21 protein-coding genes and 1 pseudogene are annotated in these 26,749 nt (G+C 71.4%); 10 read left to right on the plus strand and 12 right to left on the minus strand.

The features are described from left to right. Positions 1-98 precede the first annotated feature (98 nt). On the plus strand, positions 99-1,460 hold the full coding sequence (gene glnA2, locus IEZ17_RS08380) for a gamma-glutamylpolyamine synthetase GlnA2 (RefSeq protein WP_069568045.1): 1,362 nt from the start codon (positions 99-101) through the stop codon (positions 1,458-1,460). 428 nt (positions 1,461-1,888) lie between these two features. Here the strand turns inward: glnA2 and IEZ17_RS08385 are convergent, their stop codons facing one another. Continuing rightward, positions 1,889-2,131 (minus strand): hypothetical protein, encoded by a 243-nt coding sequence (locus tag IEZ17_RS08385; protein ID WP_189298034.1) that lies wholly within the window; start codon positions 2,129-2,131, stop codon positions 1,889-1,891. 676 nt (positions 2,132-2,807) lie between these two features. Between IEZ17_RS08385 and IEZ17_RS08390 the strand changes: the two are divergent. Beyond that, a pseudogene (locus IEZ17_RS08390) lies at positions 2,808-2,891 on the plus strand (glutamine synthetase); the annotation flags it as partial. Between the two features lie 51 nt (positions 2,892-2,942). After that, on the plus strand, positions 2,943-5,966 hold the full coding sequence (locus IEZ17_RS08395) for a bifunctional [glutamine synthetase] adenylyltransferase/[glutamine synthetase]-adenylyl-L-tyrosine phosphorylase (RefSeq protein ID WP_189298038.1): 3,024 nt from the start codon (positions 2,943-2,945) through the stop codon (positions 5,964-5,966). Positions 5,967-6,053: 87 nt separating this feature from the next. On the opposite strand, the gene IEZ17_RS08400 is transcribed toward IEZ17_RS08395, so the two are convergent. The 3 genes from IEZ17_RS08400 to IEZ17_RS08410 all read right to left on the minus strand — a co-directional run bounded on the left by IEZ17_RS08400 (position 6,054) and on the right by IEZ17_RS08410 (position 9,890). Next, a complete protein-coding gene (locus tag IEZ17_RS08400; protein ID WP_189298040.1) occupies positions 6,054-6,920 on the minus strand; it encodes a phosphatase PAP2 family protein in 867 nt (288 codons plus the stop codon). A 173-nt stretch (positions 6,921-7,093) separates the two neighbouring features. After that, positions 7,094-8,224 carry a LacI family DNA-binding transcriptional regulator gene (locus IEZ17_RS08405; protein ID WP_189298042.1) on the minus strand — a complete coding sequence of 377 codons (1,131 nt, stop codon included), beginning with the start codon at positions 8,222-8,224 and terminating at the stop codon, positions 7,094-7,096. A gap of 25 nt (positions 8,225-8,249) precedes the next feature. Then, positions 8,250-9,890: a glycoside hydrolase family 13 protein gene (locus tag IEZ17_RS08410; protein WP_189298044.1), complete on the minus strand. Its 1,641-nt coding sequence runs from the start codon at positions 9,888-9,890 to the stop codon at positions 8,250-8,252. Between the two features lie 232 nt (positions 9,891-10,122). On the opposite strand from IEZ17_RS08410, the gene IEZ17_RS08415 reads away from it, so the two are divergent. From IEZ17_RS08415 to IEZ17_RS08435, 5 genes are read left to right on the plus strand one after another with little or no spacing between them, the layout of a single operon-like run. Continuing rightward, entirely contained in the window at positions 10,123-11,397 is a 1,275-nt protein-coding gene (locus IEZ17_RS08415) for an extracellular solute-binding protein (protein ID WP_189298046.1), read from the plus strand. Beyond that, positions 11,394-12,329, plus strand: a complete 936-nt coding sequence (locus tag IEZ17_RS08420) for a carbohydrate ABC transporter permease (RefSeq protein ID WP_189298048.1) — start codon at positions 11,394-11,396, stop codon at positions 12,327-12,329. The genes IEZ17_RS08415 and IEZ17_RS08420 overlap by 4 nt, the downstream gene beginning before the upstream one ends. Continuing rightward, on the plus strand, positions 12,326-13,168 hold the full coding sequence (locus tag IEZ17_RS08425; RefSeq protein WP_189298050.1) for a sugar ABC transporter permease: 843 nt from the start codon (positions 12,326-12,328) through the stop codon (positions 13,166-13,168). Before IEZ17_RS08420 ends, IEZ17_RS08425 begins: the two co-directional genes overlap by 4 nt. Position 13,169: 1 nt before the next feature. Next, on the plus strand, positions 13,170-14,903 hold the full coding sequence (locus IEZ17_RS08430; protein WP_189298052.1) for a glycoside hydrolase family 13 protein: 1,734 nt from the start codon (positions 13,170-13,172) through the stop codon (positions 14,901-14,903). Then, complete coding sequence (locus IEZ17_RS08435) at positions 14,891-15,916, plus strand: LacI family DNA-binding transcriptional regulator (RefSeq protein WP_189298054.1); 1,026 nt, start codon at positions 14,891-14,893, stop codon at positions 15,914-15,916. The genes IEZ17_RS08430 and IEZ17_RS08435 overlap by 13 nt, the downstream gene beginning before the upstream one ends. A gap of 7 nt (positions 15,917-15,923) precedes the next feature. On the opposite strand, the gene IEZ17_RS08440 is transcribed toward IEZ17_RS08435, so the two are convergent. Further along, entirely contained in the window at positions 15,924-16,175 is a 252-nt protein-coding gene (locus tag IEZ17_RS08440; RefSeq protein WP_189298056.1) for a DUF397 domain-containing protein, read from the minus strand. Then, on the minus strand, positions 16,172-17,020 hold the full coding sequence (locus IEZ17_RS08445) for a helix-turn-helix domain-containing protein (protein ID WP_189298057.1): 849 nt from the start codon (positions 17,018-17,020) through the stop codon (positions 16,172-16,174). The genes IEZ17_RS08440 and IEZ17_RS08445 overlap by 4 nt, the downstream gene beginning before the upstream one ends. A gap of 157 nt (positions 17,021-17,177) precedes the next feature. Between IEZ17_RS08445 and IEZ17_RS08450 the strand changes: the two genes are divergently transcribed. Then, the gene (locus tag IEZ17_RS08450; RefSeq protein WP_229852060.1) at positions 17,178-17,636 is read left to right on the plus strand and encodes an ATP-binding protein; all 459 of its coding nucleotides are present in this window, start codon (positions 17,178-17,180) and stop codon (positions 17,634-17,636) included. A gap of 13 nt (positions 17,637-17,649) precedes the next feature. On the opposite strand, the gene IEZ17_RS08455 is transcribed toward IEZ17_RS08450, so the two are convergent. Next, entirely contained in the window at positions 17,650-18,516 is an 867-nt protein-coding gene (locus tag IEZ17_RS08455; RefSeq protein WP_189298059.1) for a class I SAM-dependent methyltransferase, read from the minus strand. Positions 18,517-18,836: 320 nt separating this feature from the next. Between IEZ17_RS08455 and pulA the strand changes: the two genes are divergently transcribed. After that, positions 18,837-21,473, plus strand: coding sequence for a pullulanase-type alpha-1,6-glucosidase (gene pulA, locus IEZ17_RS08460; RefSeq protein WP_373299768.1), 2,637 nt, complete (start codon positions 18,837-18,839; stop codon positions 21,471-21,473). An 89-nt stretch (positions 21,474-21,562) separates the two neighbouring features. Here pulA and IEZ17_RS08465 read toward each other — a convergent pair whose 3' ends face one another. The 5 genes from IEZ17_RS08465 to IEZ17_RS08485 form a co-directional block, all read right to left on the minus strand. Beyond that, on the minus strand, positions 21,563-22,072 hold the full coding sequence (locus IEZ17_RS08465) for a GNAT family N-acetyltransferase (protein WP_189298064.1): 510 nt from the start codon (positions 22,070-22,072) through the stop codon (positions 21,563-21,565). Positions 22,073-22,264: 192 nt separating this feature from the next. Then, on the minus strand, positions 22,265-22,960 hold the full coding sequence (locus tag IEZ17_RS08470; protein ID WP_189298066.1) for a TetR/AcrR family transcriptional regulator: 696 nt from the start codon (positions 22,958-22,960) through the stop codon (positions 22,265-22,267). A gap of 52 nt (positions 22,961-23,012) precedes the next feature. Beyond that, entirely contained in the window at positions 23,013-24,305 is a 1,293-nt protein-coding gene (locus IEZ17_RS08475; RefSeq protein ID WP_189298068.1) for a PDR/VanB family oxidoreductase, read from the minus strand. Between the two features lies 1 nt (position 24,306). Further along, positions 24,307-25,215 (minus strand): metal-dependent hydrolase, encoded by a 909-nt coding sequence (locus IEZ17_RS08480; protein ID WP_189298070.1) that lies wholly within the window; start codon positions 25,213-25,215, stop codon positions 24,307-24,309. Between the two features lie 88 nt (positions 25,216-25,303). Then, positions 25,304-26,749, minus strand: a 1,446-nt coding sequence (locus IEZ17_RS08485; RefSeq protein WP_229852061.1) for a hypothetical protein, incomplete at its 5' end; no start/stop codon positions are given.

Here is a 26,749-nt window from a genome sequence, read left to right on the forward strand (position 1 = left end):
GTAATGTGACGGTAACCCCCTGACGTGATACTGGTGTGCCGGACCGCGGTGTTCCACGCGCGTGGACAGGCCGAATGACCTGCAAGGATTGGTGACCCATGGACAAGCAGCAGGAGTTTGTGCTCCGGACGCTGGAAGAGCGCGACATTCGCTTCGTCCGGCTGTGGTTCACCGACGTTCTCGGGTTCCTCAAGTCCGTGGCGGTGGCGCCGGCCGAGCTGGAGCAGGCGTTCGACGAGGGCATCGGCTTCGACGGCTCGGCCATCGAGGGGTTTGCCCGGGTGTACGAGTCCGACATGATCGCCAAGCCGGATCCGGGCACGTTCCAGATCCTGCCGTGGCGTGCCGAGGCCCCGGGCACCGCCCGGATGTTCTGCGACATCCTGATGCCGGACGGCTCGCCCTCGTACGCCGATCCGCGCTACGTGCTCAAGCGCATCCTCGCCAAGACCTCCGACCTCGGCTTCACCTTCTACACCCACCCCGAGATCGAGTTCTTCCTGCTCAAGGACAAGCCGGTCGACGGCTCCCGGCCGATCCCCGGCGACTCCTCGGGCTACTTCGACCACACCCCGCAGAACGTCGGCATGGACTTCCGCCGCCAGGCGATCACGATGCTGGAGTCGATGGGGATCTCGGTGGAGTTCAGCCACCACGAGGGCGCCCCGGGCCAGCAGGAGATCGATCTGCGGTACGCCGACGCGCTCTCCACCGCGGACAACATCATGACCTTCCGGCTGGTGATGAAGCAGGTCGCGCTGGAGCAGGGCGTGCAGGCCACCTTCATGCCCAAGCCGTTCTCCGAGTACCCGGGCTCGGGCATGCACACCCACCTCTCCCTCTTCGAGGGCGACCGCAACGCCTTCCACGAGTCGGGCTCGGAGTACCAGCTCTCCAAGGTGGGACGTTCCTTCATCGCCGGCCTGCTCAAGCACGCCGGCGAGATCTCCGCCGTCACCAACCAGTGGGTCAACTCCTACAAGCGCATCTGGGGCGGCGCCAACCGCACCGCGGGCGCCGGCGGCGAGGCCCCCTCGTACATCTGCTGGGGCCACAACAACCGCTCCGCGCTGATCCGCGTACCGATGTACAAGCCCGGCAAGATGGGCTCGACCCGGGTCGAGGTCCGCTCGATCGACTCCGGCGCCAACCCGTACCTGACGTACGCGGTGCTGCTCGCGGCCGGCCTCAAGGGCATCGAGGAGGGCTACGAGCTCCCGGCCGGCGCCGACGACGACGTCTGGGCGCTGTCCGACTCCGAGCGCCGCGCGATGGGCATCGAGCCGCTGCCGCAGAACCTCGGCGAGGCCATCGAGCTGATGGAGCGCAGCGAACTGGTCGCCGAGACGCTGGGCGAGCACGTCTTCGACTTCTTCCTGCGCAACAAGAAGCAGGAGTGGGAGGAGTACCGCTCCGAGGTCACCGCCTTCGAGCTGCGGAAGATGCTGCCGGTGCTGTAACCGCAGGTCAGAGCGCTTCTCCAGCGGGCAACGGTGTGGGGGTCCACGGCATGTGACGTGGACCCCCACGCCCGTCCCGCCCTCCCCGGGCCGTCTCCCGGTGGAATTCACGGCGATATCCGGCATCGTGCCTGGCGTCTGCACTTCCTTGTTGCGGTGTCCTCGAAGGATTGAACGCCGCGCCGCGCATTCTTGGCGGAATACGCGGGCGGAAAGTGCAGACGGAATGCCTCGGCGGAATGCCGTAAGGGGAAACGGCGGTGATTCGGGCGAGGGAATCGCATTCCGACCCGCCGGTGAGCGGGATTTCCGTGTTCGCGAATTCCTCGCCGAGGTGCCGACTTCAGGCACTGGGTGAGGCCGAGGGGGAACGGCGCGGGAGCATTGCCCTCCTCCTCAGCCTCGCCCGAGCACGTGCGGGAGACCCGTCACGCGCAGAGGAGGACGATGAGGCCCTTGCAGTCCCCCTCGTCGCCTTCGCCCCCGCCGTGGTGGCGGCCGTGGCCGTCGGCTGCGCGCGCCTGGGCGGCCGGGGCCTTCACGGCGACGTGGGAGGCGAGCGGTGTCGCGGCGATGGCGGAGGTGGCCGTCGCCGACCCTGCCGCGAGAGCGATGCCCAGGGCGGCGCTGACCGTGAATATTCGCGAAACAGTCTTCTTCGAGTGATTCATGTCGAAGTGCTCCTTTCTTCGGGCGATTCATCTGGCAGAGCGTTCACTCAATCACCATGCATGCTCCCGGGGCGGGTTTCGCCCGGAGTGCGGCTGATCGGGTGAATCGTGGGGAATCTGGTGAACTGGCTTTTCGAGGTGCCTACTTCACCGGCCTTTCGCGACCATAAGGGTCGGCCTCGGCCCGATAATCGCAAAGTGGTGCGGTGTGCCGCCGCCGTGCTTTCCGAATCTTCCCGAACCCTTTCGGCGCTCTCCGAATCCGTCCGGGGCGATCCGAATGCTCCCGCACCCTTCCGCGTGTCGTCCGCCCTTTCGCCGATGCCTCCGGGCGGGCGGGGCAAGGAGGCGGTCGGGGAGAACTCCTGTGGGCGGGGCGGGGAGGCGGTCGGGGAGAACTCCTGGCGCCGGCCCCGGCGAACATCTGCCGACCCGGCCGCCAACTGCTGACACCGACCGGGCCACGAACCGCTGACACAGTGATCAGCGCCCTACGAGGGCGCCGGCGGAGCCGCTAACGTTAGCGGCCGGCCCCCGTAGGCAGGGGCGGCACCGTGCCGGTCCGTCCGCGGTCCGTCCGTGGGCGTCCGACGACGACCGACGACGACCGCTCCGCCGCAGGTCAGAGGGCCCGCCGGTAGAGTCGTTTCGGGTGAGGAGCACCATGCGTCGATCCCTCCGCAACAAGAAGCAGGAGTGGGAGGAGTACCCCTCCGAGGCCACCGCCTCCGAGCTGCGGACGATGCCGCCGGTGCGCTGACCCCGGACCAGCCCCCGTGTCCGAGCCGACCCGTCACCGAGAGGCCGCCCGATGGCACTACCCGCCCCGCAGGGACGGCGGAGCAGCACCTTCACCCGGCTGCTGAGGCACGGTTTCACCGACCCCTCGGCCGCCGGGAAGCTGCTCGACGCCCCCGAACTCGCCTCCGTACGCGAGGACTCGGTGCTCCTCGAAGCGCTCGGGGCCACCGCCGACCCCGACCTGGCGCTGCTCGGCCTGGTGCGCCTGGTGGAGGCGCAGGAGCCGGACGAGCGGCAGGAGCTGCTGGCCACCGTGGCCGCCGCCAAGCCGCTGCGCGACCGGCTGCTGGGGGTCATGGGCGCCTCCGAGGCGCTCGCCGACCACCTGGCCCGGCACCCGCAGGACTGGCGGTCGCTGGTCACCTACGAGTCGGTCGACCTGCACCCCACCACGCCCGAGTTCGAGCAGGCGCTCGCCGAGGGCGTGTGGGGCGAGCGGGGTGCCGACCGGCCGCGCGCGGACGCGCTGCGCGCCGCCTACCGCCGCAGCCTGCTGGGCATCGCGGCCCGCGACGTGTGCGGCACCACCGATCTCGCCGAGGCCGCCGCCGAGCTCGCGGACCTGGCCACCGCCACCGTCCGCGCCGCCCTGGAGATCGCCTACGAGGAGCAGCCCGGCGACGCCGCGCTGTGCCGGCTGTCGGTCATCGGCATGGGCAAGTGCGGCGGCCGGGAGCTGAATTACGTCTCGGACGTCGATGTCATCTTCGTCGCCGAGCCCCGGGAGGGCGCCGAGGAGGCCAAGGCGCTCCAGGCCGCGACCCGGCTCGCCGCCCGGATGATGCGGCTGTGCTCGGACAGCACGGTCGAGGGCACCATCTGGCCGGTGGACGCCAACCTGCGCCCCGAGGGCCGCAACGGCCCGCTGGTGCGCACCCTCAGCAGCCACCTCGCCTACTACCAGCGCTGGGCCAAGACCTGGGAGTTCCAGGCGCTGCTCAAGGCCCGCCCGATGGCCGGGGACGTGGCGCTGGGCCAGGAGTACGTCGACGCGCTGTCGCCGATGGTCTGGGACGTCGCCGAGCGGGAGAACTTCGTCGCCGACGTCCGCCAGATGCGCCGCCGGGTCGTCGAGAACATCCCCGCCGCCCAGGTCGACCGGGAGCTCAAGCTCGGCCCCGGCGGGCTGCGCGACGTCGAATTCGCCGTCCAGCTCCTCCAGTTGGTGCACGGCCGCAGCGACGCCACACTGCGCAGCGCCACCACCCTGGACGCACTGGCGGCGCTCGCGGCCGGCGGCTACGTGGGGCGCCAGGACGCCGCGGCCCTCGACGCCGCCTACCGCTTCCTGCGCACCCTGGAGCACCGCATCCAGCTCTTCCGGCTCCGCCGTACCCACCTGATGCCGGAGGAAGACACCGAACTGCGGCGGCTGGCGCGCTCGCTGGGGCTGCGGACCGAACCGGCCGAGACGCTGCGCCGGGAGTGGAAGTGGCACGCGCGCGAGGTGCGCCGGCTGCACGAGAAGCTGTTCTACCGGCCACTGCTGGACGCCGTGGCCCATCTGGAGCCCGGGGAGACCCGGCTGTCCGCCAGGGCCGCCGGCCACCGCCTGGAGGCGCTGGGCTACGCCGACCCGGCGGGCGCGCTGCGGCATCTGGAGGCGCTGGCGTCCGGGGTGACCCGCAAGGCGGCGATCCAGCGGACGCTGCTGCCGGTGCTGCTCGCCTGGTTCGCGGACTCCGCCGACCCGGACGCCGGACTGCTCAACTTCCGCAAGGTGTCGGACGCGTTGGGCAAGACCCCCTGGTACCTGCGGCTGCTGCGCGACGAGGGCGCCGCCGCCGAGAACCTCGCCCGGGTGCTGTCCGCCGGCCGGCTCGCCCCCGATCTGCTGCTGCGCGCCCCCGAGGCGGTCGCCCTGCTCGGCGCCGCCGACGGGCTCCAGCCGCGCGCCCGGGCCGCCCTGGAGCAGGAGGTGCTGGCCGCGGTGGGTCGCGCGGACGGTGCCGAGTCGGCGGTGGCGGTGGCCCGCGGGGTGCGCCGCCGGGAGCTGTTCCGTACCGCCGCGGCGGATGTGATCGGCGCGTACGGCACGGAGTTCAGCCCGGTCGAGACCGACCACGGCCATGCCGTCGACGCGGTCGGCTCGGCGGTGTCCGACGTCAACGCGGCCACTCTCGCGGGCGCCCTGCGGGCCGCGGTCCGCGAGCGGTGGGGCGACACCCTGCCCACCCGCTTCACGGTGATCGGCATGGGCCGCTTCGGCGGCCACGAGCTGAGCTACGGCTCGGACGCCGATGTGCTCTTCGTGCACGAACCGCGCGAGGGCGCCGACGAGCACGAGGCCGCCAAGGCCGCCCACGCCGTCGCCAACGAGATGCGCCGGCTCCTCCAGATCCCGTCCTCCGACCCGCCGTTGCTCATCGACGCGGATCTGCGCCCGGAGGGCAGGTCGGGCCCGCTGGTGCGCAGCCTCAACTCGTACGCGGCGTACTACCGGCGCTGGTCGCTGGTGTGGGAGGCGCAGGCGCTGCTGCGCGCCGAACCGGTCGCCGGGGACGCGGACCTGGGGGAGCGGTTCGTCGAGCTGATCGACCCGCTGCGCTATCCGGCCGAGGGGCTGGGCGACGAAGCGGTCCGCGAGATCCGCCGGCTCAAGGCCCGGATGGAGTCCGAGCGGCTGCCCCGCGGCGCGGACCCGACCACCCACGCCAAGCTGGGGCGCGGCGGGCTGAGCGACGTCGAGTGGACGATCCAGCTGATGCAGATGCGGCACGGCTGGGAGATCCCCGGGCTGCGCACGACCCGGACCCGCGACGCGCTGGCCGCCGCGCACGCCGCCGGGCTGATCGGCACCGAGGACGCCCAGACGCTGGACGAGGCATGGGTGCTGGCGGCGCGGGTGCGCAACGCCGTGATGCTGGTGCGCGGCCGTCCCGGCGACACCTTCCCGGCGGACGGCCGGGAGCTGGCGGCGGTGGGCCGCTACCTCGGCTACGAGGAAGGCCACGTCGGGGACATGGTCGACGACTACCGGCGGATCACCCGGCGGGCCCGGGGCGTCATGGAGGAGCTGTTCTACGAGGGCTGAGCCCTGCGACGACCGGCGGCGCCCGGACCGTATGGTCCGGACGCGGGCCGTCTGCGGCCCGCCTCAGACCCTCGGACGTCCACGCCCTCACGCCCGGAGTGGCTCCAGCTCCAACTCCGGCTGCGGCGCCACGTGCCGGGCCAGCCGGTGCGGCAGCGTCCCGTACCAGGCGAAGGCCAGTGCACAGCCGAAGGCCAGGCACAGCGCCCCGCCCAGCGCGTCCAGCCAGAAGTGGTTGGCGGTCGAGACGATGACCGTCAGCGTCGTGGCCGGGTAGAGCAGCCCCAGCACCTTGCCCCACACGGGCTTCGCCAGCAGCGCGATGGTGAGCCCGCACCACAGCGACCAGCCGATGTGCATCGAGGGCATCGCGGCGTACTGGTTGGACATCGAGGCGAGGTTGCCGGACGCCATCGAGCCCCAGGTGCCGTGCTCGATGACGGTGTCGACGAAACCGCCGTCCGGCATCAGCCGGGGCGGCGCCAGCGGGTAGAAGTAGTAGCCGACCAGCGCGATACCGGTGGTGGCGAACAGCGCCAGCCGGGCCGCCGCATAGCGCCCGGGGTGCCAGTGGTAGAGCCAGATCAGCACGCCGATCGTCACGATGAAGTGCAGCGTCGCGTAGTAGTAGTTCATCGACACGATCAGCCAGGTCACCGAATTCACCGCGTGGTTGACGGTGTGCTCGACGGCGATGCCCAGCGAGTGCTCCGTCCGCCAGATCCAGTCGGCGTTCTTCAGTGCCTGGGCCTTTTGCTCGGGCACCGCGTTGCGGATGAGCGAGTACGTCCAGTAGCTGACCGCGATCAGCAGGACCTCGAACCAGAGACGGGGTGTGCGAGGGGACCTCAGCTGGGCCAGTCGCCCCCTGCCGTCCGGGCGGTCCGCGCGCTCCCCGTTGGGCGGCGGGGTGGCTGGCAGGTCTTCCAGAGTCCTCACATTCGCTTCACCCATAGGTAGACAGTCTGCCAGAAAGGGGTGTGTCGCCGATCATCCGCGGGTCGGGTATGCGACTCCCCGGATCCCCCACGGGGAGGAGAGGGGTTCCCCCTAAGGGTCACCCCTGTACACCTCGCGGATGCCCGCCGGACACCGCCCGGTTGCCCCGGGAGTGCGCCGTCCGTCCGCTAACTGCCCCGCGACGGCCGGGGAATCTTTGCCGCTTTGGACTGCTTTGCCGGTTTTGGGACCTTTGTCGGCTTCGCTGGTGTTGTCGAGGTCGCCGATGCCGTCGGCGGCGCCGCTTTCGGGGCGGATGCCGTCGAACCGCGCACCACCAGCTCGGGATGGAAGACGAACTCGCTGTGCGGCGCCGGGGTGCCGCCGATCTCCTCCAGCAGGGCCCGTACCGCGGCCTGGCCCATGGCGGGCACCGGCTGGCGGATGGTGGTCAGCGGCGGATCGGTGAAGGCGATCAGCGGCGAGTCGTCGAAGCCGACCACGGAGATCTCCCGCGGGACGTCCAGCCCGCGCTGCCGGGCCGCCCGGATCGCGCCGAGCGCCATCATGTCGCTGGCGCAGACGATGGCCGTGGCGCCCCGCTCGATCAGCGCGCCCGCCGCGGCCTGGCCGCCCTCCAGGGTGTAGAGCGAGTGCTGGATGAACGGCTCCGCCGCGGCCGGCTCGATGCCCAGTTGCTCCTGCATGCAGCGGACGAACCCCTCGATCTTCCGCCGGACCGGAACGAACCGCTTGGGGCCGAGCGCCAGCCCGATCCGCCGGTGCCCCAGCGCGGTGAGATGGGTGACCGCAAGATGCACCGCGGCGCGGTCGTCGGGGGAGACGAACGGCGCCTGCACCTTGTCGGAGAAGCCGTTGATGAGGACGAACGGCACGCCCTGGCCGCGCAGCTGGTCGTAGCGCGTCATGTCGGCGGAGGTGTCCGCGTGCAGCCCGGAGACGAAGATGATGCCGGCCACCCCGCGGTCCACCAGCATCTCGGTCAGCTCGTCCTCGGTGGAGCCGCCGGGCGTCTGGGTGGCCAGTACGGGTGTGTAGCCCTGGCGGGTCAGCGCCTGCCCGATGACCTGGGCGAAGGCGGGGAAGATGGGGTTCTCCAGCTCCGGGGTGATCAGCCCGACCAGGCCGGCGCTGCGCTGCCGCAGCCGCACCGGGCGCTCGTAGCCCAGCACGTCGAGGGCGGCCAGCACGGACTGGCGGGTGGTGGCGGAGACACCGGGCTTCCCGTTGAGAACCCGGCTGACGGTGGCCTCGCTGACACCCGCCTGCGCTGCGATATCGGCCAGCCGGGCGGTCATGGAACGGGACTGTACCGGTCGCATGTCAGATTGCCCACCAGGTGCAGCTGTCCCCCGGGACCGTCGCCGAGCCGCCGTCCACGGCCACCGGCGCGCTGGACAGCAACGGCTCGCCGGGCAGCGGGAGTTCGGTGTCCCGGCCCAGGGTGTTGACCGTGCACAGCATCCCGGGGCGGGCGAAGGCCAGCACTCCCTCGGGGGCCGGCCGCCAGCTCATCTCCCCGTCGCCCAGCCCCGGCAGACGGCGGCGCAGCTCCAGAGCGGTGCGGTAGAGCTCCAGGGTGGAGGACGGGTCGCCGGTCTGCGCCGCGACGCTCAACCGGTGCCAGCCCGCGGGCTGCGGCAGCCAGCTGCCCCCGTGCCCGAAGCCGTACGGCGGCGCTTCACCGGACCAGGGGAGCGGCACCCGGCAGCCGTCCCGGAAGCCGTCCTGCCCGCTGGCCCCGGAGCAGCCGTCGGCCCCCTGCCCGTCTCCCGCGAAACGGCCGCCGCGGAAGAACGCCGGGTCCTGGCGGACGTCGTCGGGCAGGTCGGTGACCTCCGGCAGGCCCAGTTCCTCGCCCTGGTAGAGGTACGCGGAACCGGGCAGCGCCAGCATCAGGAGCGTGGCGGCGCGGGCACGGTCGAGGCCGCCGCCGAGGCGGGTGGTGTGGCGGACGACGTCGTGGTTGGAGAGCACCCAGGTGGTGGGTGCGCCGACCGAGGCGGTTGCGGTGAGCGAGGCGTCGATGACCTGGCGCAGCGCCCCGGCGTCCCAACCGGTGTTCAGGAACTGGAAGTTGAACGCCTGGTGGAGCTCGTCGGGCCGGACGTAGAGGGCGAGGCGCTCGATGCTGGGGGCCCAGGCTTCGGCGACGCCGATCCGCTCGCCGGGATAGCCGTCCAGCAGCCGGCGCCAGGTGCGGTGGATGGCGTGCACCCCGTCCTGGTCGAAGAACGGCAGCACCTGGCTGCCGATCAGCCGGGCCTGCTCGCCGTGTCCGATGTCGGGGAGGCCGGCCGCCTTGACCATGCCGTGGGCGACGTCGATCCGGAAGCCGTCGACGCCCAGGTCCAGCCAGAAGCGCATGATGGCGGCGAACTCCTCGTGCACCTCCGGGCGCTCCCAGTCGAGATCGGGCTGCTCGGGGGCGAAGAGGTGCAGATACCAGTCGCCGCGGTCGGTACGGGTCCAGGCCGGGCCGCCGAAGACCGACTCCCAGTCGTTGGGCGGAAGTTCGCCCTGCCCGCCCTTGCCGGGGCGGAAGACGTAGCGCTGCCGGGCGAGTTCGGGGTCCTGGAACCACGGGTGCCGGTCGGAGGTGTGGTTGGGGACGATGTCGACGATGACCCGCAGGCCCAGCTCATGCGCGGCGCCGATGAGGTCGCCGGCGTCCTGGAGGCTGCCGAAGAGCGGGTCGACGGCGCGGTAGTCGGCGACGTCGTAGCCGCCGTCGGCCTGGGGGGAGGCGTAGAAGGGGGTGAGCCAGACGGCGTCCACGCCCAGGTCCCGCAGATACGGCAGCCGTTCGCGCACCCCGCGCAGATCGCCGATGCCGTCGCCGTCGCTGTCGGCGAAGGAGCGGACGTAGACCTGGTAGATGACGGCATCGCGCCACCATTGAGGACCTCGGTCCGGTCCGGCGGCCTGGGGGGCGGGGCTGGGGGAAGTGAGCTCCTGGGTCATCTGCCGTCCCTGTCAGGTCAAGAGGCGAAGGTGCTTCCACGGAGTCAACGCTCGGGCGGGCGGCGGGTGACGGTGGGTGACGGCGGGTAGGGGTGGCAGAGGGTCCCGTTCCGGCCATCACACTGCAAAGTCTTCCAATCATCTTGCAGAAAATTCCCGCAACATCTTTCGGTTTGTTTTCGGCGCTGTTACGTTCCAGACCGCCAACTGAGGCTTTTCCTAAGGAGTTCACATGCGGCGTGGCATACGTGGCGCTCTCGCCACCGCGCTGGTAGCGGGCCTGGCACTGGCGGCGACGGCGTGCGGAGGCGGGGGTGGCGACGGCAGCGGCGCGGGCGGTGAACTGTCCGGAACCGTTACCTTCTGGGACACCTCCAACGACGCCGAGAAGGCCACCTACCAGAAGCTGGCCGAGGGTTTCCAGAAGGAGCACCCCAAGGTCCACGTCACCTATGTGAACGTCCCCTTCGGCGACGCCAACGCCAAGTTCAAGAACGCCGCCGGCGGCGGTGCGGGCGCCCCCGACGTGATGCGCACCGAGGTCGCCTGGGTCGCCGACTTCGCCAACCTCGGCTATCTCGCCCCGTTGGACGGCACCCCCGCCCTCGACAAGACCGCCGACTACCTCCCGCAGGCCGTCGGCTCGACCAAGTTCAACGGCAAGACCTACGCCGCGCCCCAGGTCATCGACACCCTCGGCCTCTTCTACAACAAGAAGCTCCTCAAGGACGCCGGCGTCCCCGTCCCCAAGACCTTCGCCGAACTGGCCGCCGCCGCCCAGAAGATCAAGGACAAGACCGGCGCCACCGCCCTCTACCTGCGCGGCGACGACCCCTACTGGTTCCTGCCCTACCTCTACGGCGAGGGCGGCGACATGGTCGACGCGCACAGCAAGACCATCAAGATCGACAACGCCGCCGGGGTCAGGGCGTTCCGCACCATCAAGAACCTCGTCGACTCCAAGGCCGCCGTCACCGACGCCACCGACGGCCAGGAGAACCAGCTCAAGGCCCTCAAGGACGGCACCGTCGCGATGGCGATCGACGGCCCCTGGGACATCGAGGGCGCCCGCGCCGGCAAGGCCTTCCAGGACAAGAGCAACCTCGGCGTCGCGCCCGTACCCGGCGGCAGCACCGCACAGGGCTCCCCGCAGGGCGGCTGGGACCTCTCCGTCTACGCCGGCAGCAAGAACTTGCAGGCCGCTTACGCCTTCGTGCAGTACATGAGCTCCGCGAAGGTCCAGCAGGAGACCACCGACAAGCTCAGCCTGCTGCCCACCCGCACGTCCGTCTACCACGTCCCGGCCGTCCAGCAGAACGAGATGGTGAAGTTCTTCAAGCCCGCCGTCGACGGCGCCGTCCAGCGCCCCTGGATCGCCCAGGGCAACTCCCTCTTCGAGCCGGTCAAGGTCCAGATGAACAAGGTGCTCACCGGCGCCGCCACGCCCGAAGCCGCCGCCAAGGCCACCGGTGACGCCTACCGCAAGCTGCTCAAGGACTACAAGTGACGCTCGCCGTACGGGCCCGCCGCGCGCTCGGCACGCACTGGTACGCCTGGGCGATGGTCGCCCCGGTCGTCCTCGTCATCGGCGTCATCATCGGCTACCCCCTCGTACGCGGCGGCTACCTCTCCCTGACCGACGCCAACGAGGCCAATGTCGAGCGCTCGATCGGCATGAACCACATCCCCGCCACCTACCACTTCGTCGGCCTGGACAACTACCGGGCCGTCCTGACCGACAGCGTCTTCTGGGACCGCCTCGGCTGGACCGTGGCGTGGACCGTCGCCTGCGTCTGTGTCACCTTCCTGATCGGGCTCACGCTCGCCACGATGCTCAACCGGACGCTGCGCGGCCGTACCTTCTACCGCCTCGCGCTGATCCTCCCCTGGGCCATCCCCGCCTTCATCTCCGTCTTCACCTGGCGGATGCTCTACAACGAGAAGAACGGCATCCTCAACAAGCTGCTGGCCGGCGGCGGCATCGACGCCGTCCCCTGGCTCAACGACCCGACCTGGGCAAAGCTCTCCGTCATCGCCGTCAACGTCTGGCTGGGCGTGCCCTTCATGCTCGTCGCACTGCTCGGCGGACTCCAGTCCATCCCCGGCGAGCTCTACGAGGCCGCCGAGATGGACGGCGCCGGGCCCTGGCAGCGCTTCCGCAACATCACCGTGCCCGGGCTGCGCGCGGTGAGCGGCACCGTGATCCTGCTCTCCACCATCTGGACCTTCAACATGTTCCCGGTGATCTACCTGCTCACCAGGGGCGGCCCCGGCGATGCCACCGAAATCCTGGTGACCTACGCCTACCGCCTCTCCTTCGTCGACAGCCCCCGCGACTTCTCCGGCTCCGCCGCCTGGGGCGTACTGATCCTGGCACTGCTCTCGGTCGTCGCGATCGTCTACCGCCGGGCGCTGCGCAAGCAGGGAGAGGTGTGGTGACCGTGGCTCGTCGGCGCAACGAACGGCACTGGCTGGCCTCCGCCGGGCTGCACACCGCCCTGGCGCTCGCCGCCGTCATCGCGGTCTTCCCGCCCCTCTGGCTGCTGATCACCTCCTTCAAACCCAGGAACGACGCCTTCTCCACCAGCCTGGTCAGCCACTTCACGCTCGCCAACTACACACATGTGGTGGCGGACACGGAATTCCTGACCTGGTTCAAGAACTCCGTGATCATCGTCGGACTGACCACCGTCCTCGGCGTCTTCATCGCCGCCACCACCGGCTATGCCGTCAGCCGCTTCCGCTTCCCCGGGATGCGCCCGCTGATGTGGCTGCTGCTGATCACCCAGATGTTCCCGGTCGCGGTACTGATCGTGCCGCTCTACAACCTCCTCGCCTCCCTCGGCCTGCTCAACCAGCCCGCCGGACTGGTCATCACCTACCTGACCATCGCCGTGCCGTTCTGCGCCTGGATGATGAAGGGCTTCTTCGACACCATCCCGGTGGAGATCGACGAGGCGGGCCGCGTCGACGGCCTCAACCCCTTCGGCACCTTCTGGCGCCTGGTCCTCCCGCTCGCCCGCCCCGGCCTCGCCGTCACCGGCTTCTACACCTTCGTCACGGCCTGGGCCGAGGTCGCCTACGCCTCCGCCTTCATGACCGGCGAGGAGAACCTGACGCTCGCCGGGGGCCTCCAGACCTTCGTCAACCAGTACACCAACGACTGGGGTTCGATGACCGCCGCCGCCGTGATCATCGCCGTACCGGCCGCGCTCGTCTTCGCCTTCGCCCAGCGCCACCTCGTATCCGGACTGACCGCCGGTACCACCAAGGGATGACATGACCCGACAGCACAACGTCACTCCTGCGCACGCCACCAGGGGGAACAGCACTCCCGGCAACGCCGCCGCCGACTGGTGGCGGGACGCCGTGATCTACCAGGTCTATCCGCGCAGCTTCGCCGACGGAAACGGCGACGGCATGGGCGACCTCCAGGGCATCCGCAGCCGGCTGCCCCACCTCCGCGACCTGGGCGTGGACGCGGTCTGGCTCAGCCCGTTCTACGCCTCCCCGCAGGCCGACGCCGGCTACGACGTCGCCGACTACCGCGCCACCGACCCGATGTTCGGCACCCTCAAGGACGCCGAGTCGGTCATCCGCGAAGCACATCACCTGGGCCTCCGCATCATCACCGACATCGTCCCCAACCACTGCTCCGACCAGCACGAATGGTTCCGCCGCGCGCTCGCCGAGGGCCCCGGATCGGTGCTGCGCGAGCGCTTCCACTTCCGCAAGGGCCGCGGCGCCAACGGCGAACTGCCGCCCAACGACTGGGAGTCCATCTTCGGCGGCCCCGCCTGGACCCGCCTCCCCGACGGCGAGTGGTACCTCCATCTCTTCGCCCCCGAACAGCCCGACTTCAACTGGGAACACCCCGCAGTCCAGGACGAGTTCCGCTCCATCCTCCGCTTCTGGCTGGACCTGGGCGTGGACGGCTTCCGGATCGACGTCGCCCACGGCATGGTCAAGGCCCCCGGCCTCCCCGACATCGGCCGCGGCGAACAGGCCCGGCTGATCGGCTCACAGGTCCTCCCCTTCTTCGACCAGGACGGCGTCCACGACATCTACCGCTCCTGGCGCACGGTCCTGGACGAGTACGCCGGGGAGCGGATCGGCGTCGCCGAGGCATGGGCCCCCAGCGTCGAACGCCTCGCCCTCTACGTCCGCCCCGACGAACTCCACCAGGGCTTCAACTTCCACTACCTGAACACCCGTTGGGACGCGGAGGCGCTCCGCGACGCCATCGACTCCTCCCTCGCCGCCATGCGCCCCGTGGGCGCACCCACCACCTGGGTCCTCTCCAACCACGACGTCGTCCGCCACCGCACCCGCCTCGGCGGCGGCCTGGCCCGCGCCCGCGCCGCCACCCTCCTGATGCTGGCGCTGCCCGGCTCCGCGTACCTCTACCAGGGCGAGGAACTGGGCCTGCCGGAGGTCACCGACCTGCCCGACGACGTCCGCCAGGACCCGTCCTTCTTCCGCGCCAGCGGCCAGGACGGCCTCCGTGACGGCTGCCGCGTGCCGATCCCCTGGAGCGGCACGGCGCCCCCGTACGGCTTCGGCGACGGCGGCAGCTGGCTGCCCCAGCCCGCCGACTGGGCCGCCCTCACCGCCGCGTCCCAGACCGGTGACCCGGACTCCACCCTGGAGCTCTACCGCAGCGCGCTGGCGATACGCCGCAGCCACCCCGGCCTCGGCGCCGGCGACTCGGTCGAGTGGCTGGACGCCCCCGCCGGCGTCCTGGCCTTCCGGCGCCCCGGCGGCCTCATCTGCACGGTGAACACCACCGGTGAGGCGGTACGGCTGACGCTGCCCCCCGTCCGGCTCCTCCTCTCCTCCCGCACTCCGTTCGTCCCCGCGGCCTCTGTCGCCTCCACTCCGTCCGCCCTCGCGGCCCTCTCCTCCTCCCGTCAACCGTCCAACGCCCACGGCGCATTGAGCGTTCCCGAAAATCTCGAAGTTTCCGAAATTCGTGAAATCCCCGCCGAGGCCACGATCTGGTGGGCGGAGTGACCCCGCGCCTCTCGGACATCGCCGCCCAGGCACAGGTCAGCGAGGCCACCGCCAGCCGCGTCCTGAACGGCAAGGCGGGCGTGGCGGCGGGCACCCGGCAGCGGGTGCTCGCCGCGCTCGACGTCCTCGGCTACGAACGCCCCGTACGGCTGAAACGGCGGAGCGCCGGGCTCGTCGGCCTGGTCATCCCGGAGCTGACCAACCCGATCTTCCCCGCCTTCGCCCAGATCATCGAGCAGTCCCTGGCCGGCCATGGCTACACGCCGGTGCTCTGCACCCAGATGCCCGGCGGCGCCACCGAGGACGAACTCGTCGAGCAGTTGGAAGAGCGCGGCGTCACCGGCATCGTCTTCCTGTCCGGTCTGCACGCCGACACCGCCGCCGACCCGTCCCGCTACGCCCGCCTCACCTCCCGGGGCGTGCCGTACGTCCTGATCAACGGCTACAACGACCGCATCGACGCGCCCTTCGTCTCACCGGACGACGGGGCCGCGGCCCGTATGGCCGTACGCCATCTCGCCGAACTGGGCCATGAGCGCATCGGCCTGGCGGTCGGCCCGGCCCGCTACGTGCCCTCCCGCCGCAAGGCGGAGGGCTTCACCGCCGCGCTGAGGGAGTCGTTCGGCCTGTCGAGGGGGCAGGCCGAACGACTCGTCCGCCACACCCTGTTCAGCGTCGAGGGCGGCCACGCGGCAGCCGCCGCACTGCTCGACGAGGGCTGCACCGGCATCGTCTGCGGCAGCGACCTGATGGCGCTGGGCGCGGTACGCGCCGCCCGCCAAAGGGGACTTGAGGTTCCCGGGCACCTCTCCGTCGTCGGCTTCGACGACTCCCAGCTGATCGCCTTCACCGACCCACCGCTGACCACGGTGCGGCAGCCAGTGCAGGCCATGGCGACCGCCGCGGTGGGCGCGCTCATCGAGGAGATCCAGGGAAACCCCGTCCAGCGCACCGAGTTCGTCTTCCAGCCGGAACTGGTCGTACGGGGGTCGACCGGCCCGCGGCCGGGATGACCTCGGGTCAGGCGTCCTGGGCGGCGTACGAGACGAACGCTGCCCAGGATTCGGCCGCCACTGCGAGCTGCGGGCCGTCTTGGTCCTTGGAGTCCCTGACGTGGACGGTGGTGGGGCAGGCGGCGATTTCTATGCAGTCGCCGGAATCGTCGCCGCTGTAGCTGGACTTGTGCCAGGAGAGGGCGACTTCTACGCAGTCGTCGCCGTCGCCACCGCTGTAGCTGCTTTTGAACCAGGTCAGTTCGGGGGTGCTGCTCATAGCGCTCCTCGGATCTGCATCAGCAGGCTCCGCGAGTCGTCAGGTGTCAGAGCCTGCGAAAGCAGTCTCGCATACCGCATTTGAAGGACACTCAGCTCTTTCGCGTCGGAGATGAACAGGCCGCCGCGCTGACCCTCGCAGTAGCCGAACCATTCGTTATCGGGGGTCTCCAGCAGCCGCATCGGTCCGTCCAACCCGGCATGTTTTTCTTGCACCAGCGGCATGAGCTGGGTTTCTACGTTCCGGATCTCGGAGATTTCGAGGACGTGGTCGATGAGTTGCCTGGTGACCTCCGCGCCACCCATGCGACGCAGGAATAGATGCTCTTCGAGGATGAAGCTGAACGCGGTGTTCGGGCGTTCGCGCAGCAGCCGCTGGCGCTCGGACCGTGCTGCCCACTGGGCCTCGATCTTGTCGTCGTCCAGGTGCGGGACCTGCTGCGTGAACAACGTTCGGCCGTATGCCTCCGTCTGTAACAAGCCGGGAACCAGCCGGCATTCGTACGTGAAGAGGCTGATCGCCTGCTTCTCCAGCACCGCCCATTCACGGAACCAGCGAGCCAGTCCCGGCTGCTTCGACAGCCGCTTGGCCGCCTTCCGCAGCACTCCGTTCGCGTGGAGCGTGTCCTCCGAGCGGTCGATGAACTTCTTCGACGGGAGGCGTCGGCCCTGTTCGACGGAGCCGATGTAGTGCGCCGAATACCGGATCTCCGGTGCCAGGGACTCCTGCGTGAATCCCGCGTTCTCGCGGAACCCTTGATAGACGGCGCCGAAGGTGCGCAGACTGCCGGACGGCTCGGGCGGTTCGCCGCCGTCGTAGTGGTGGTCGGTGCTGCTGTCTTCCATGGTCGGGTGCTCCCGATGTCACTGGTACTGACTGCCCCGCAAGTCACCCATCGTTACGGCTGGTTACTCGTCCCGTCCACGTACTGAACTCGTACAGTTTCCGGAGTACGAGCTGAGTACCTGGCGTACGAGCCTGCTGACCAGCAGCGTTGGCCCCATGCCAGTACAGCCGACCGTCGCCGTACGGATGTTCACGCAGCGTTTCAGCGCCACCCCGCGCGGGGCCCGTCTCGCGCGCCATCTCGCCGTCCAGCAACTCGATGTCTGGGGCTTCCCGTACGGCGGCGAAGTCTCGGACACCGCCGCCGCCATCGTCGGGGAACTCGCCGCCAACGCGGTCACCCATGGCCGGGTGTCCGGCCGGGACTTCGAGCTGCGGCTCGTGAAGCTGCCGGGCTCGGCCCGGCCGGGCACCCTGCGGATCGAGGTCGCCGACACGCGGACGGAGCGGCGCCCACCCGACCCCTGGACGCTCACTCCGCCCGCGCCCGACTCCGAGACCGGCCGCGGGATGATCCTCGTCGCCGCGCTCGCCACCTGCTGGACCGTCCTCGACCGGTCCCCGGTTGGCAAGATCGTCCGAGCCGATCTGGACCTCCCGGAGAGCAGGGGATGAGGAACGGTACGGCTCAGGCAGCCGGCCGCCGGGCGTGGAAGATGCCCCAGCGCAGCAGGCCGCGACGGGTGATGTCGGTCCAGAGGGGAAGGTTGGTCAGCAGCTCGTCGACGTAGGCGGGGCTGATGACGTCGCGCAGTTCGGCCGCGCGCCGGTGGACCTCCTCGTCGAGGCGTGCGTAGTGGGTGGTGATGTCCGCTGTGCGGTCCTCGAAATCGACGTCCTTGAGGCCGAGGCCGGAGAGCAGGTCCAGGTAGAAGGACGGTGTCGCCAGGGTCGGCATGGAGAGCCGGGAGATCGCGGGCCGTACGGCCTCCGCCGGGGTCGCCTCGGCCATCATGATGTCCGAGAAGACCACGGCGCCGCCCGGCTTGAGTACGCGTACGGCCTCGGCCAGTGCGCTCTCCTTGTCCGGCACGTGGCTGAGGACCTCCAGGGACCATACGACGTCGAACCGCTCCGCTTCGTAGGGCAGTTCGTTGAGGGAGCCGGTGACGACCTCGATCAGGCCGTCCAGTCCACGCCGGGCGTTGGCCGCACGGTGGCGCCGGTTGTGCTCCTCGCTGAGGTCGAGGGCCACGACCCGGCAGCCGAAGCGTTCGGCGAGCGCGCGGGCCGATCCGCCGTATCCGGAGCCGAGGTCGAGCACGGTCGCGTGCGGGCCGAGCAGGTCCGCGGCGTTGTTCGCCGCGTGCTCGACGGTACGGTGCGAGGCGTCCGCGATCGCCTCGTGCGCATGGGCGTAGACGCCGACGTGGATGTCCTCGCCGCCCCATACGGCGTCGTAGAAGGCGTCGACGTCGCCGGTCTCGTAGTAGCTGCGGATCGCGGTGTCGTGGTGCGGAGTGGCGCCGGTGGTGTCCTCGGGATTGTCGATCATGGTGGGTGGATTCCCCGCTCTCGTCCGGGTAACTCACCTCGTCCGCACGTCCGGGTGACTATGCGCCAACTTGCCGCATCGCCGGCGAACGCGTTCTCCCCAGACACTTGGCACCGGTCCGACCGGCCGGGCGCGTTGGGACCACCCTGCGGTGGACCTCCGGCCGGCCGGACCGGCTACTACGGGAACGTAACACCGTTGCAATCTCTTGCGAAAGGTCTTGCAGTAATGGGGTGGCACGGATAGAACCAAGGGTCATGTCCCCCACCCCGCACCGCGTCCGCCGTCGCACGGCCGCCCTCCTCGCGCTGCTCGCCGGCGTGGCGGCCGTGGTCCTACCGCCGCAGCCGGGCGCCCGGGCCGCCTCCGCCAACGGCCCGGTCCCGGCCGCGGCGCAGTGGATCGACCGCACCACGGTGGTCTGGAAAGACGCCCGACACGCCGACGCCCAGCTGGAGTTCGGCGACCCCGCACAGCGGCCGGAAGCCGGCCAGGGGAGGGCATCGGGCCGTATCCGGCTCACGCCCGGCACCCTCACCCCGGCCGAACGGGCCACCTACCCGCACCTCTCCGGCTACCCGGCGTTCACCGTCGACCCGCGCGACCGCGCGCTGGCCCCCGCCGCCCTGCGCGGACGGCTGGTCGCCACCCAGCGCACCGCGGACGGGCGGCAGACCGCGACCACCGGCGTGCAGATCCCCGGCGTACTGGACGACCTCTACGGCACTCGAGCCCAACACGCCTCCCTGGGACCGGTGTTCCACGCCGGTCGCCCCACGCTCTCCGTCTGGGCGCCGACCGCCCGCACCGTGGCGCTCGAACTCGACGGCCGCCCGGTCCCCATGCGCCGGGACGACGCGACCGGGGTGTGGAGCGTACGGGGCGAGCGCACCTGGACCGGGAAGCCGTACCGCTACCTCGTCACCGTCTGGGCGCCCGCCGCCGGCAGGACCGTCACCAACAAGGTGACCGACCCCTACTCCACCGCGCTCACCACCGACTCCGCCCGCAGCCTGGTCGTCGACCTCGCCGATCCGCACCTCGCCCCCGCGGGATGGGCGACGCTCCGCAAGCCCGCGCCGGTGCCGCTGCGCCGGGCCCGTATCCAGGAGCTGCACATCCGCGACTTCTCCGTCGAGGACCGCACCTCCCGCCACCCCGGCCAGTACCTGGCCTTCACCGACACCCGCTCGGCGGGCATGCAGCACCTGAAATCCCTTGCCGCGGCCGGAACGTCCCACGTCCACCTGCTGCCGGCCTTCGACTTCTCGTCCGTCCCCGAGCGCCGCGCCGACCAGCAGCGGCCGGACTGCGACCTGCCCGCCCTGCCCGCCGACTCCGAACGCCAGCAGGAGTGCGTGGCGAAGGTGGCCGCCCACGACGCCTACAACTGGGGCTACGACCCCCTCCACTACAGCGTCCCCGAAGGGTCGTACGCCTCCGACCCCTCCGGCACGGCCCGGACCGTCGAATTCCGCCGCATGGTGCAGGGGCTGAACGGCATCGGCCTGCGCACCGTCATGGACGTCGTCTACAACCACACCGCCGCGAGCGGCCAGGACGACCCGCACTCCATCCTGGACCGCATCGTCCCCGGCTACTACCACCGGCTGCTCGACGACGGCGCCGTCGCCACCTCCACCTGCTGCTCGGGCACCGCACCCGAACACACCATGATGGGCAAGCTCGTCGTCGACTCCGTCGTCACCTGGGCCAGGCAGTACAAGGTCGACGGCTTCCGCTTCGACCTCATGGGGCACCACCCCAAGGCCGACATCCTCGCCGTCCGCAAGGCCCTCGACGCGCTGACCCCGGCCCGCGACGGCGTGGACGGCCGGTCCGTCATCCTCTACGGCGAGGGCTGGAACTTCGGCGAGGCCGCCAACGACGCCCGCTTCGTCCAGGCCACCCAGCGCAACATGGCCGGGACCGGCATCGCCACCTTCAACGACCGCGCCCGCGACGCGATCCGCGGCGGCACCCCCTTCGACGCCGACCCCCGCGTCCAGGGCTTCGCCTCCGGTCTCTACACCGACCCCAACTCCTCACCTGCCAACGGCGATCCGGCCGCCCAGCGGTCCCGTCTCCTCCACTACCAGGACCTCATCAAGGTCGGGCTCACCGGCAACCTCGCCGACTACACCTTCACCGACACCACCGACCGCCGGGTCAAGGGCTCCCAGGTCGACTACAACGGCGCCCCCGCCGGCTACGCCGCCGCGCCCGGCGACGCCCTCGCCTACGCCGACGCACACGACAACGAAACCCTCTACGACGCCCTGGCCTACAAACTCCCGCCCGGCACCTCCGCCGCCGACCGCGCCCGTATGCAGGTCGTCGCCCTGGCCACCGCCGCGCTCTCCCAGGGCCCGGCGCTCTCCCAGGCCGGCTCCGACCTCCTCCGCTCCAAGTCCCTGGACCGCAACTCCTTCAACAGCGGCGACTGGTTCAACGCCGTCCACTGGACCTGCACCGGCGAGCGCCGTGACGGCGCGGCGGCCAACGGCTTCGGCCGCGGCCTGCCCCCGGCAGCCGACAACAAGGAGAGGTGGCCCTACGCCAAACCCCTGTTGACCAACCCTTCGCTACGTCCCGACTGTGCCACCATCGCCGCGACCTCCGCCGCCTATCGCGACCTGCTCCGCATCCACGCCACCGAACCCGCCTTCGACCTCGCGACCACCGCCCGCGTCCAATCCGCCCTCTCCTTCCCCCTCTCCGGCAAGGACGAGACGCCCGGAGTCATCACCATGCGCCTCGCCGACCTCGTGATCGTCTTCAACGCCACCCCCCAACGCCAGACCCAGACCCTCCCCGGTCTCAAGGGCCGGCCCTACGCCCTGCACCCCCTCCAGGCCCACGGCGCCGACCCCACCGCCGCCGCCGCGACCTGCACCCCCGCCTCGGGCACCTTCACCGTCCCGGCCCGCACGGTCGCCGTCTTCCGCCAGGGCTGACCGGGCGTTGGTGAAAGGCCCGGCAGCCCGGCAGTCCGGTGGCCCGTGGGAACCGGCAGGGGGCGGTACGCCACCCCCTGCCCCCCGCCTCACAAATGCTTCTCCAGCAGCGTCACGGCGTACTTGCTCCCCCCGTTCCCCTCCTTGAACGGCTGCTCACCTACGACCTCATAACCCGCCCCCTCGTAATACGTCCGCAGCCGCGGATTGCTCGACACGCAGTCCAGCCGCGACCGCGTACGCCCCGCCTCCGCGATCCGCCGCTCGGCCCACACCAGCAACTCCCGCCCGGCCCCCGCCGGTGCGTGGGCGCGGTCCACCATCAGCCGGTGCACATACCCCGCCACCGGCGGCTGCGCGCCCCACGCGGGCTCGTCCCGCCACCACAGTTCGAAGCCGCCGACGACCCGCCCGGCCGCCTCCGCCAGCCAGACCTCCCCCTCCTTTATTCGCTCTCGGAAGTGCGCCTCGTCCTTGTCACCCGGCTTCCACTGGTCGATGCCGTTCTCCACCATCCAGCGCGCGGCCCCGTCGTAAAGGGCGACCAGCACGGAAAGGTCCTGCTCCGCCTCGGCCGCCCGGTAAGTGATCTCATCCATGGCCGGATTGTGCCGCACCCGCCCCGAAGCCGATCGCCCTCTCCGCAGGCACAGCAGCGCACGCGACGGGGGGCCGTCCCGGGACCTCCCGGACGCAACGGAAACAGATGAATTCGCCGTCATGCCATCGACGTTACGGCGAGGGTCCGACAATCGCCCTCCGTCGACCCTGCGCCCCCGCTCCACCGCAGGTCAGACCGGCTGCGGCAGCTCCATCAGCCGTCCCACCAGCTCCGCGAACATCCCGTCCGGCGGCTCGTCCGCCAGCATCCGGCGCACCACCTGCGCCATCCGCTCGTCGTACGCCGCGCTCACCGCCGCCAGCGCGGCGAAGTCGTGCACCAGCTGCCGCTCCAGTTCGGCGCGCGGAACGCGCCGCCCGTCCAGCCACAGCAGTGCGGTGGTCTCGGCCAGCGAGACCCAGGAACGGATCACCAACTCCAGCCGCGGGGGCGCGTTCCGGACGTCGAGATGGGCGAGGATCTGCTCGTAGGCGGCCTGGCGCACGCCGTCGATCAGCGCGCTCGTACCGGTCGAGCCGATTGCCGGGCCGCCGCGCATCAGCGCCGAGAAACCGGGGCCGTGCTCGTCCACGAAGTCGAAGAACCGCTCCATGACGCGCAACAGCCGGGCGCCGAGGGGCCCTTCGTGCGGCTCGACGAACCGGGCCGACAGCTCCTCCGCGGCGCGCCGCAGCGCGGCCTCGTAGAGCTGCTGTTTGCCCGGGAAGTAGTGATAGACCAGCGGCCGGGATATCCCGGCCGCCTCGGCGATCTCGTCGATCGACACATCTTCGGGGGAGCGGTGGCTGAACAGGTCGAGTGCGACGGCGATGAGCTGCTCCCGCCGCTCCTCGACCCCCATCCTGCGGCGTGCCCCGGTCGTCATGCGCCCACCCTAACGACCCGCCCCCGAGCCGCACCAGCACGCCGACCCGGCCCTACAGGTCCAGCACCAGCCCCTCCCCCCGGGCCGACCGTGAGACGCAGATCAGCAGCGAGTCCTCGCGTTCCGCATCCGTCAGGAGTTCATCGCGGTGGTCCACCTCCCCGGCCAGTACCCGCTGCCGGCAGGTGCCGCAGAAGCCCTGCTCGCAGGAGTACGGCAGGTCCGGCAGGGCCTGTTCGCGGAGGGCACGCAGCACGCTGGTGTCCGCCGGGACCGTGACCGTACGGCCGGTCCGGCGCAACTCCACCTCGAACGCGACGTCTTCGCCCTCACCTTCACCCGAGCCGTCCCCGGACCCCGGACCGGACCCCGGGCCCGTCCGCGGTGCGAAGCGTTCGATGTGGAGGGTCAGCCCCTCGGGGCCGTTGGGGAGCAGGTCGGCCACCGCGTCCATCAGGGGCTCGGGGCCGCAGCAGTACACGGCGGCGTGCGGGGGTGCGTCGGCGAGTGCCGCGGCCAGGTCCGGCCGCCCCGCCTCGTCCTCCGCGACCACCGTCAGCCGCCCGCCACCGGCCCCGCGCGCCGCGCCGGCCCCGGCCGCGCCCCCGTTCTCGCCCGCGCCCCGGGCCCCGTCGCCGGCCAACCCCCCTGCCCCCGCCAGTTTTTCGAGCTCTTCCAGGAAGGGCATCGACGCCCGCGACCGGCCCGCGTACACCAGGCGCCACGGAATCCCCGCCGCCTCCGCCTGCCGCACCATCGGGAGGATCGGGGTGATGCCGATACCGCCGGCGATGAAGAGGTAGGCGTGGCAGCCGTCCAGGGGGAAGCGGTTGCGGGGTCCGCGCACCTCGACCGTCGTGCCCTCGTGGAGCGCCTCGTGCACCTCGCGCGAACCGCCCCGGCCGTCCTCGATCAGCCGGGTCGCGATGGTGTACGTACCGCCGTCCGCCCGTACGGCGTCGGCCGGTTCGCCGCACAGCGAGTACTGGCGCACGGTGCCGGACGGCAGTACGAGGTCGAGGTGCGCGCCCGGTTCCCAGCCGGGCAGCCGCTCGCCCTCCAGGCGGAGGACCACCACCCCCTCGGCCGCCTCGGTCCGTTCGGCCACCCGCAGCCGCAGCGGTGCCGCCCGGCCCCGCTCCCGGCCCCGGCCCGATATCGGCTGCTCCAGCGCGGGCAGCGGCCATAGCGGCGACTGCCGGATCCGCCGCCGCAGCGCCCGACGGACGACCACCGCGGCCCCGGCGACCAGCAGCACTGTGCGCAGTCGGGGGAGCGTGCGCGCAGGCGCAGGCGAGGACGTACGAATCGGTGCGGATATCGACGTGAGGGGACGGGCGGGCATCTCAGGCTCCTCCGGGGGCAGCGGCGGCGGTCGCGGCGGGTGAGCGGTCGAGATAGGCGATCGCCTGGTCGGTGTTGCCGTGCTGCGAGGGGTGGTACGTCCGGCTCAGGTACTGGGGGATGGAGCGGAGCATCGCCCCCGTGGTCGGCAGTACGCCCTGCCGTCCGCCGCGGAGGAAGTCCTTCACGGCGGCCTTGCCGTCGAGCAGCGTGGGGTCGTTCTCCATGAAGAACCGGGTGCCGCGCTGCCAGAGGAACACCAGGGCGCTGAAGGCCGTTGCCCAGGTACGCACCCGCCGCCGGTAGCCGCCGTCCAGGTGCATGAAGAGGTCGAAGGCCACCGAGCGGTGCTCGACCTCCTCCGCGCCGTGCCAGCGCAGCAGGTCGAGCATCGTCGGGTCGGCTCCCCCGGCGTCCAGCGCCTCGGCGTTGAGTACCCAGTCGCCCAGGAAGGCGGTGTAGTGCTCGATGGCGGCGATCATCGCGACCCGCTCCATCAGCCACCACCGACGGGCCCTGCCGGGCGGCAGCGTCCGGTCGCCGAGCAGCTTCTCGAAGAGCCAGTCGACCTGCGCGGTGTACGGGGCCGGGTCCAGGCCGAGCGCCTTGAGGTGCGGCAGGACGTCGTCGTGCGCCTGCGAGTGCATCGCCTCCTGGCCGATGAACCCGATGACGTCCGCCCGGAGTTGCTCGTCCCGTATGGAGGGCAGCACCTGCTTGTAGACGTGCACGAACCAGCGCTCGCCGGCCGGCAGCAGCAGGTGCAGGACGTTGATGGTGTGGGTGCTGGACGGATCGCCGGGGATCCAGTGCAGAGGGGTGTCCGCCCAGTCGAAGGCCACGTTCCGGGCCTTCAGCGGGGTGTGCTCGGACGCGACCGGCTGGGGCCGCAGCGAGGCCGTATTAGACATGGCGTCAATGTACTGGTGGGTAAGGAATGCCGATACCCCCTGGACGCGGAAAGCTCGGGGCGTGCTCCGTGCCCCGCCGCGGCTCGTCTCACCGCAACGTCTCCACCTGGCCGCCGCCCGCCAGCCCGCCCTTCAGGTCCGCCCGGGCGTCCGGCTTCGCCGGGACGGCCAGCAGCCGTCCTGCCGTGTGCCCGTGCACCCCGCCGCTCGCGGTGATCGACGTGATCTGCTCGCTGCCCGCCGCCAGCAGCCACCACGCGCCCCCCGCGGTCTTCCACAGCACCGTGGCCAGCGCCCGCGGCGCCCGCGGCCCGCAGGCCGTACCGCCCTCGGCCCGCGCCGTCACCGCCCCCGGCGCGTATCGCCGGCCGCTCGGCGCGGGCGGCTGGAACTGCGTCATCGTCCGGCCGCCCGCCCCGCGCCAGGTCTCCGCCCGGGTGCACAGCCAGGCCGCCTCGTCCGCACCCCCGGGGAGCGACTGCCGCGCGAACTGCCAGGTGTTCACGGCCTGTACGCCCCGCGACCGCACCCCGGGCAGCTGGCAGGCGGTACGCGCCCAGGCCGTACGGGCCTGCGGGCCGGAGACGTCGTCCGGCGAAGTGGGCCGCCCGTACGTGAGGCGGGCCGGCGTCAGCTCGCCGAGGTCGGTGAGCAGCTCCCCGGCCGCCCCGCCGCCCGACGGCCCGTCCGTCCTGCCGACCGCCCGCAGCGCCGGCCACGTGGTGCACGCGGACTCGTCCCGCGGCGCCGGCACGGGGGCGGTCAGACCGTCCGCGCCGATCGGGATCGGCTGGCCCGCCGCATCCGGCTTCAGCAGGTCGACGAGCCGTACGGACCACACCCAAGGGGCGGTCAGATAGCGGACGTTGCCCTGCGTGCGGCCCGCCACCAGGGCGAGGGCCGACTCCGCCGCCGCGCCGTCCGTCCGGGCGAAGTCCAGCGCCGCACCGGAGCCCTCGCCCTGCCCCTGGCCGTCCGCCGCCTCGGTGTACCGCACCGCCCGCAGGCCGTCGTGGAAGAGCACCACCACGGCGTGGTCCACCACGCCCGCGAACAGCAGCTGCGGCGGCCCGGCCACGGGCCCCGTCGGGGTGCCGGGCGTCGCCGTGACCGGTACGCCGGCCCCGGGCCGCGCCCAGACCGCCAGCGCCCGCCGGAGCAGCGCCCGGTCGCCGGTCCGGTCGCCGCGGGCCGGCCAGGCGGCGAAGTCCTGGCGCGCCGCGGTCTTCCAGGCGTCCGCCGGGGTGAGCGCCAACCTGCCCGGCTCCAGGGCGGCTTCGGACGCGGGATTGCCCGCGTACGGCGGGGCCGCGGCGCCGTCCGGGCCCCAGCCGCTGCCCGGCATCCCCAGCAGCGATCCGCACACCAGCACCGCCGCGCCCGCGGCCAGTGCCGCCCGGCCGTGCTGCCGGCGCCGGATCAGATCGGTGGGCCGGGCCTGGAGGGAGCACGGGTCGAACTCCACCGACTCCAGCAGCGCCCGGTCCCGGCTCCCGGCCGGCACCGCCGCCCCGGCGGCCTCCGCCAGTGCCGC

This window comes from Streptomyces albospinus (genome assembly GCF_014648695.1).
Lineage (GTDB): Bacteria > Actinomycetota > Actinomycetes > Streptomycetales > Streptomycetaceae > Streptomyces > Streptomyces albospinus.

Excerpts from the sequence above, each read along its gene's own strand:
- glnA2 (WP_069568045.1), top strand. The coding sequence starts at position 99 with ATGGACAAGCAGCAGGAGTTTGTGCTCCGGACGCTGGAAGAGCGCGAC.
- IEZ17_RS08385 (WP_189298034.1), bottom strand. The coding sequence starts at position 2,131 with ATGAATCACTCGAAGAAGACTGTTTCGCGAATATTCACGGTCAGCGCC.
- IEZ17_RS08395 (WP_189298038.1), top strand. The coding sequence starts at position 2,943 with ATGGCACTACCCGCCCCGCAGGGACGGCGGAGCAGCACCTTCACCCGG.
- IEZ17_RS08400 (WP_189298040.1), bottom strand. The coding sequence starts at position 6,920 with ATGGGTGAAGCGAATGTGAGGACTCTGGAAGACCTGCCAGCCACCCCG.
- IEZ17_RS08405 (WP_189298042.1), bottom strand. The coding sequence starts at position 8,224 with ATGACCGCCCGGCTGGCCGATATCGCAGCGCAGGCGGGTGTCAGCGAG.
- IEZ17_RS08410 (WP_189298044.1), bottom strand. The coding sequence starts at position 9,890 with ATGACCCAGGAGCTCACTTCCCCCAGCCCCGCCCCCCAGGCCGCCGGA.
- IEZ17_RS08415 (WP_189298046.1), top strand. The coding sequence starts at position 10,123 with ATGCGGCGTGGCATACGTGGCGCTCTCGCCACCGCGCTGGTAGCGGGC.
- IEZ17_RS08430 (WP_189298052.1), top strand. The coding sequence starts at position 13,170 with ATGACCCGACAGCACAACGTCACTCCTGCGCACGCCACCAGGGGGAAC.
- IEZ17_RS08440 (WP_189298056.1), bottom strand. The coding sequence starts at position 16,175 with ATGAGCAGCACCCCCGAACTGACCTGGTTCAAAAGCAGCTACAGCGGT.
- IEZ17_RS08445 (WP_189298057.1), bottom strand. The coding sequence starts at position 17,020 with ATGGAAGACAGCAGCACCGACCACCACTACGACGGCGGCGAACCGCCC.
- IEZ17_RS08450 (WP_229852060.1), top strand. The coding sequence starts at position 17,178 with ATGCCAGTACAGCCGACCGTCGCCGTACGGATGTTCACGCAGCGTTTC.
- IEZ17_RS08455 (WP_189298059.1), bottom strand. The coding sequence starts at position 18,516 with ATGATCGACAATCCCGAGGACACCACCGGCGCCACTCCGCACCACGAC.
- IEZ17_RS08465 (WP_189298064.1), bottom strand. The coding sequence starts at position 22,072 with ATGGATGAGATCACTTACCGGGCGGCCGAGGCGGAGCAGGACCTTTCC.
- IEZ17_RS08470 (WP_189298066.1), bottom strand. The coding sequence starts at position 22,960 with ATGACGACCGGGGCACGCCGCAGGATGGGGGTCGAGGAGCGGCGGGAG.
- IEZ17_RS08475 (WP_189298068.1), bottom strand. The coding sequence starts at position 24,305 with ATGCCCGCCCGTCCCCTCACGTCGATATCCGCACCGATTCGTACGTCC.
- IEZ17_RS08480 (WP_189298070.1), bottom strand. The coding sequence starts at position 25,215 with ATGTCTAATACGGCCTCGCTGCGGCCCCAGCCGGTCGCGTCCGAGCAC.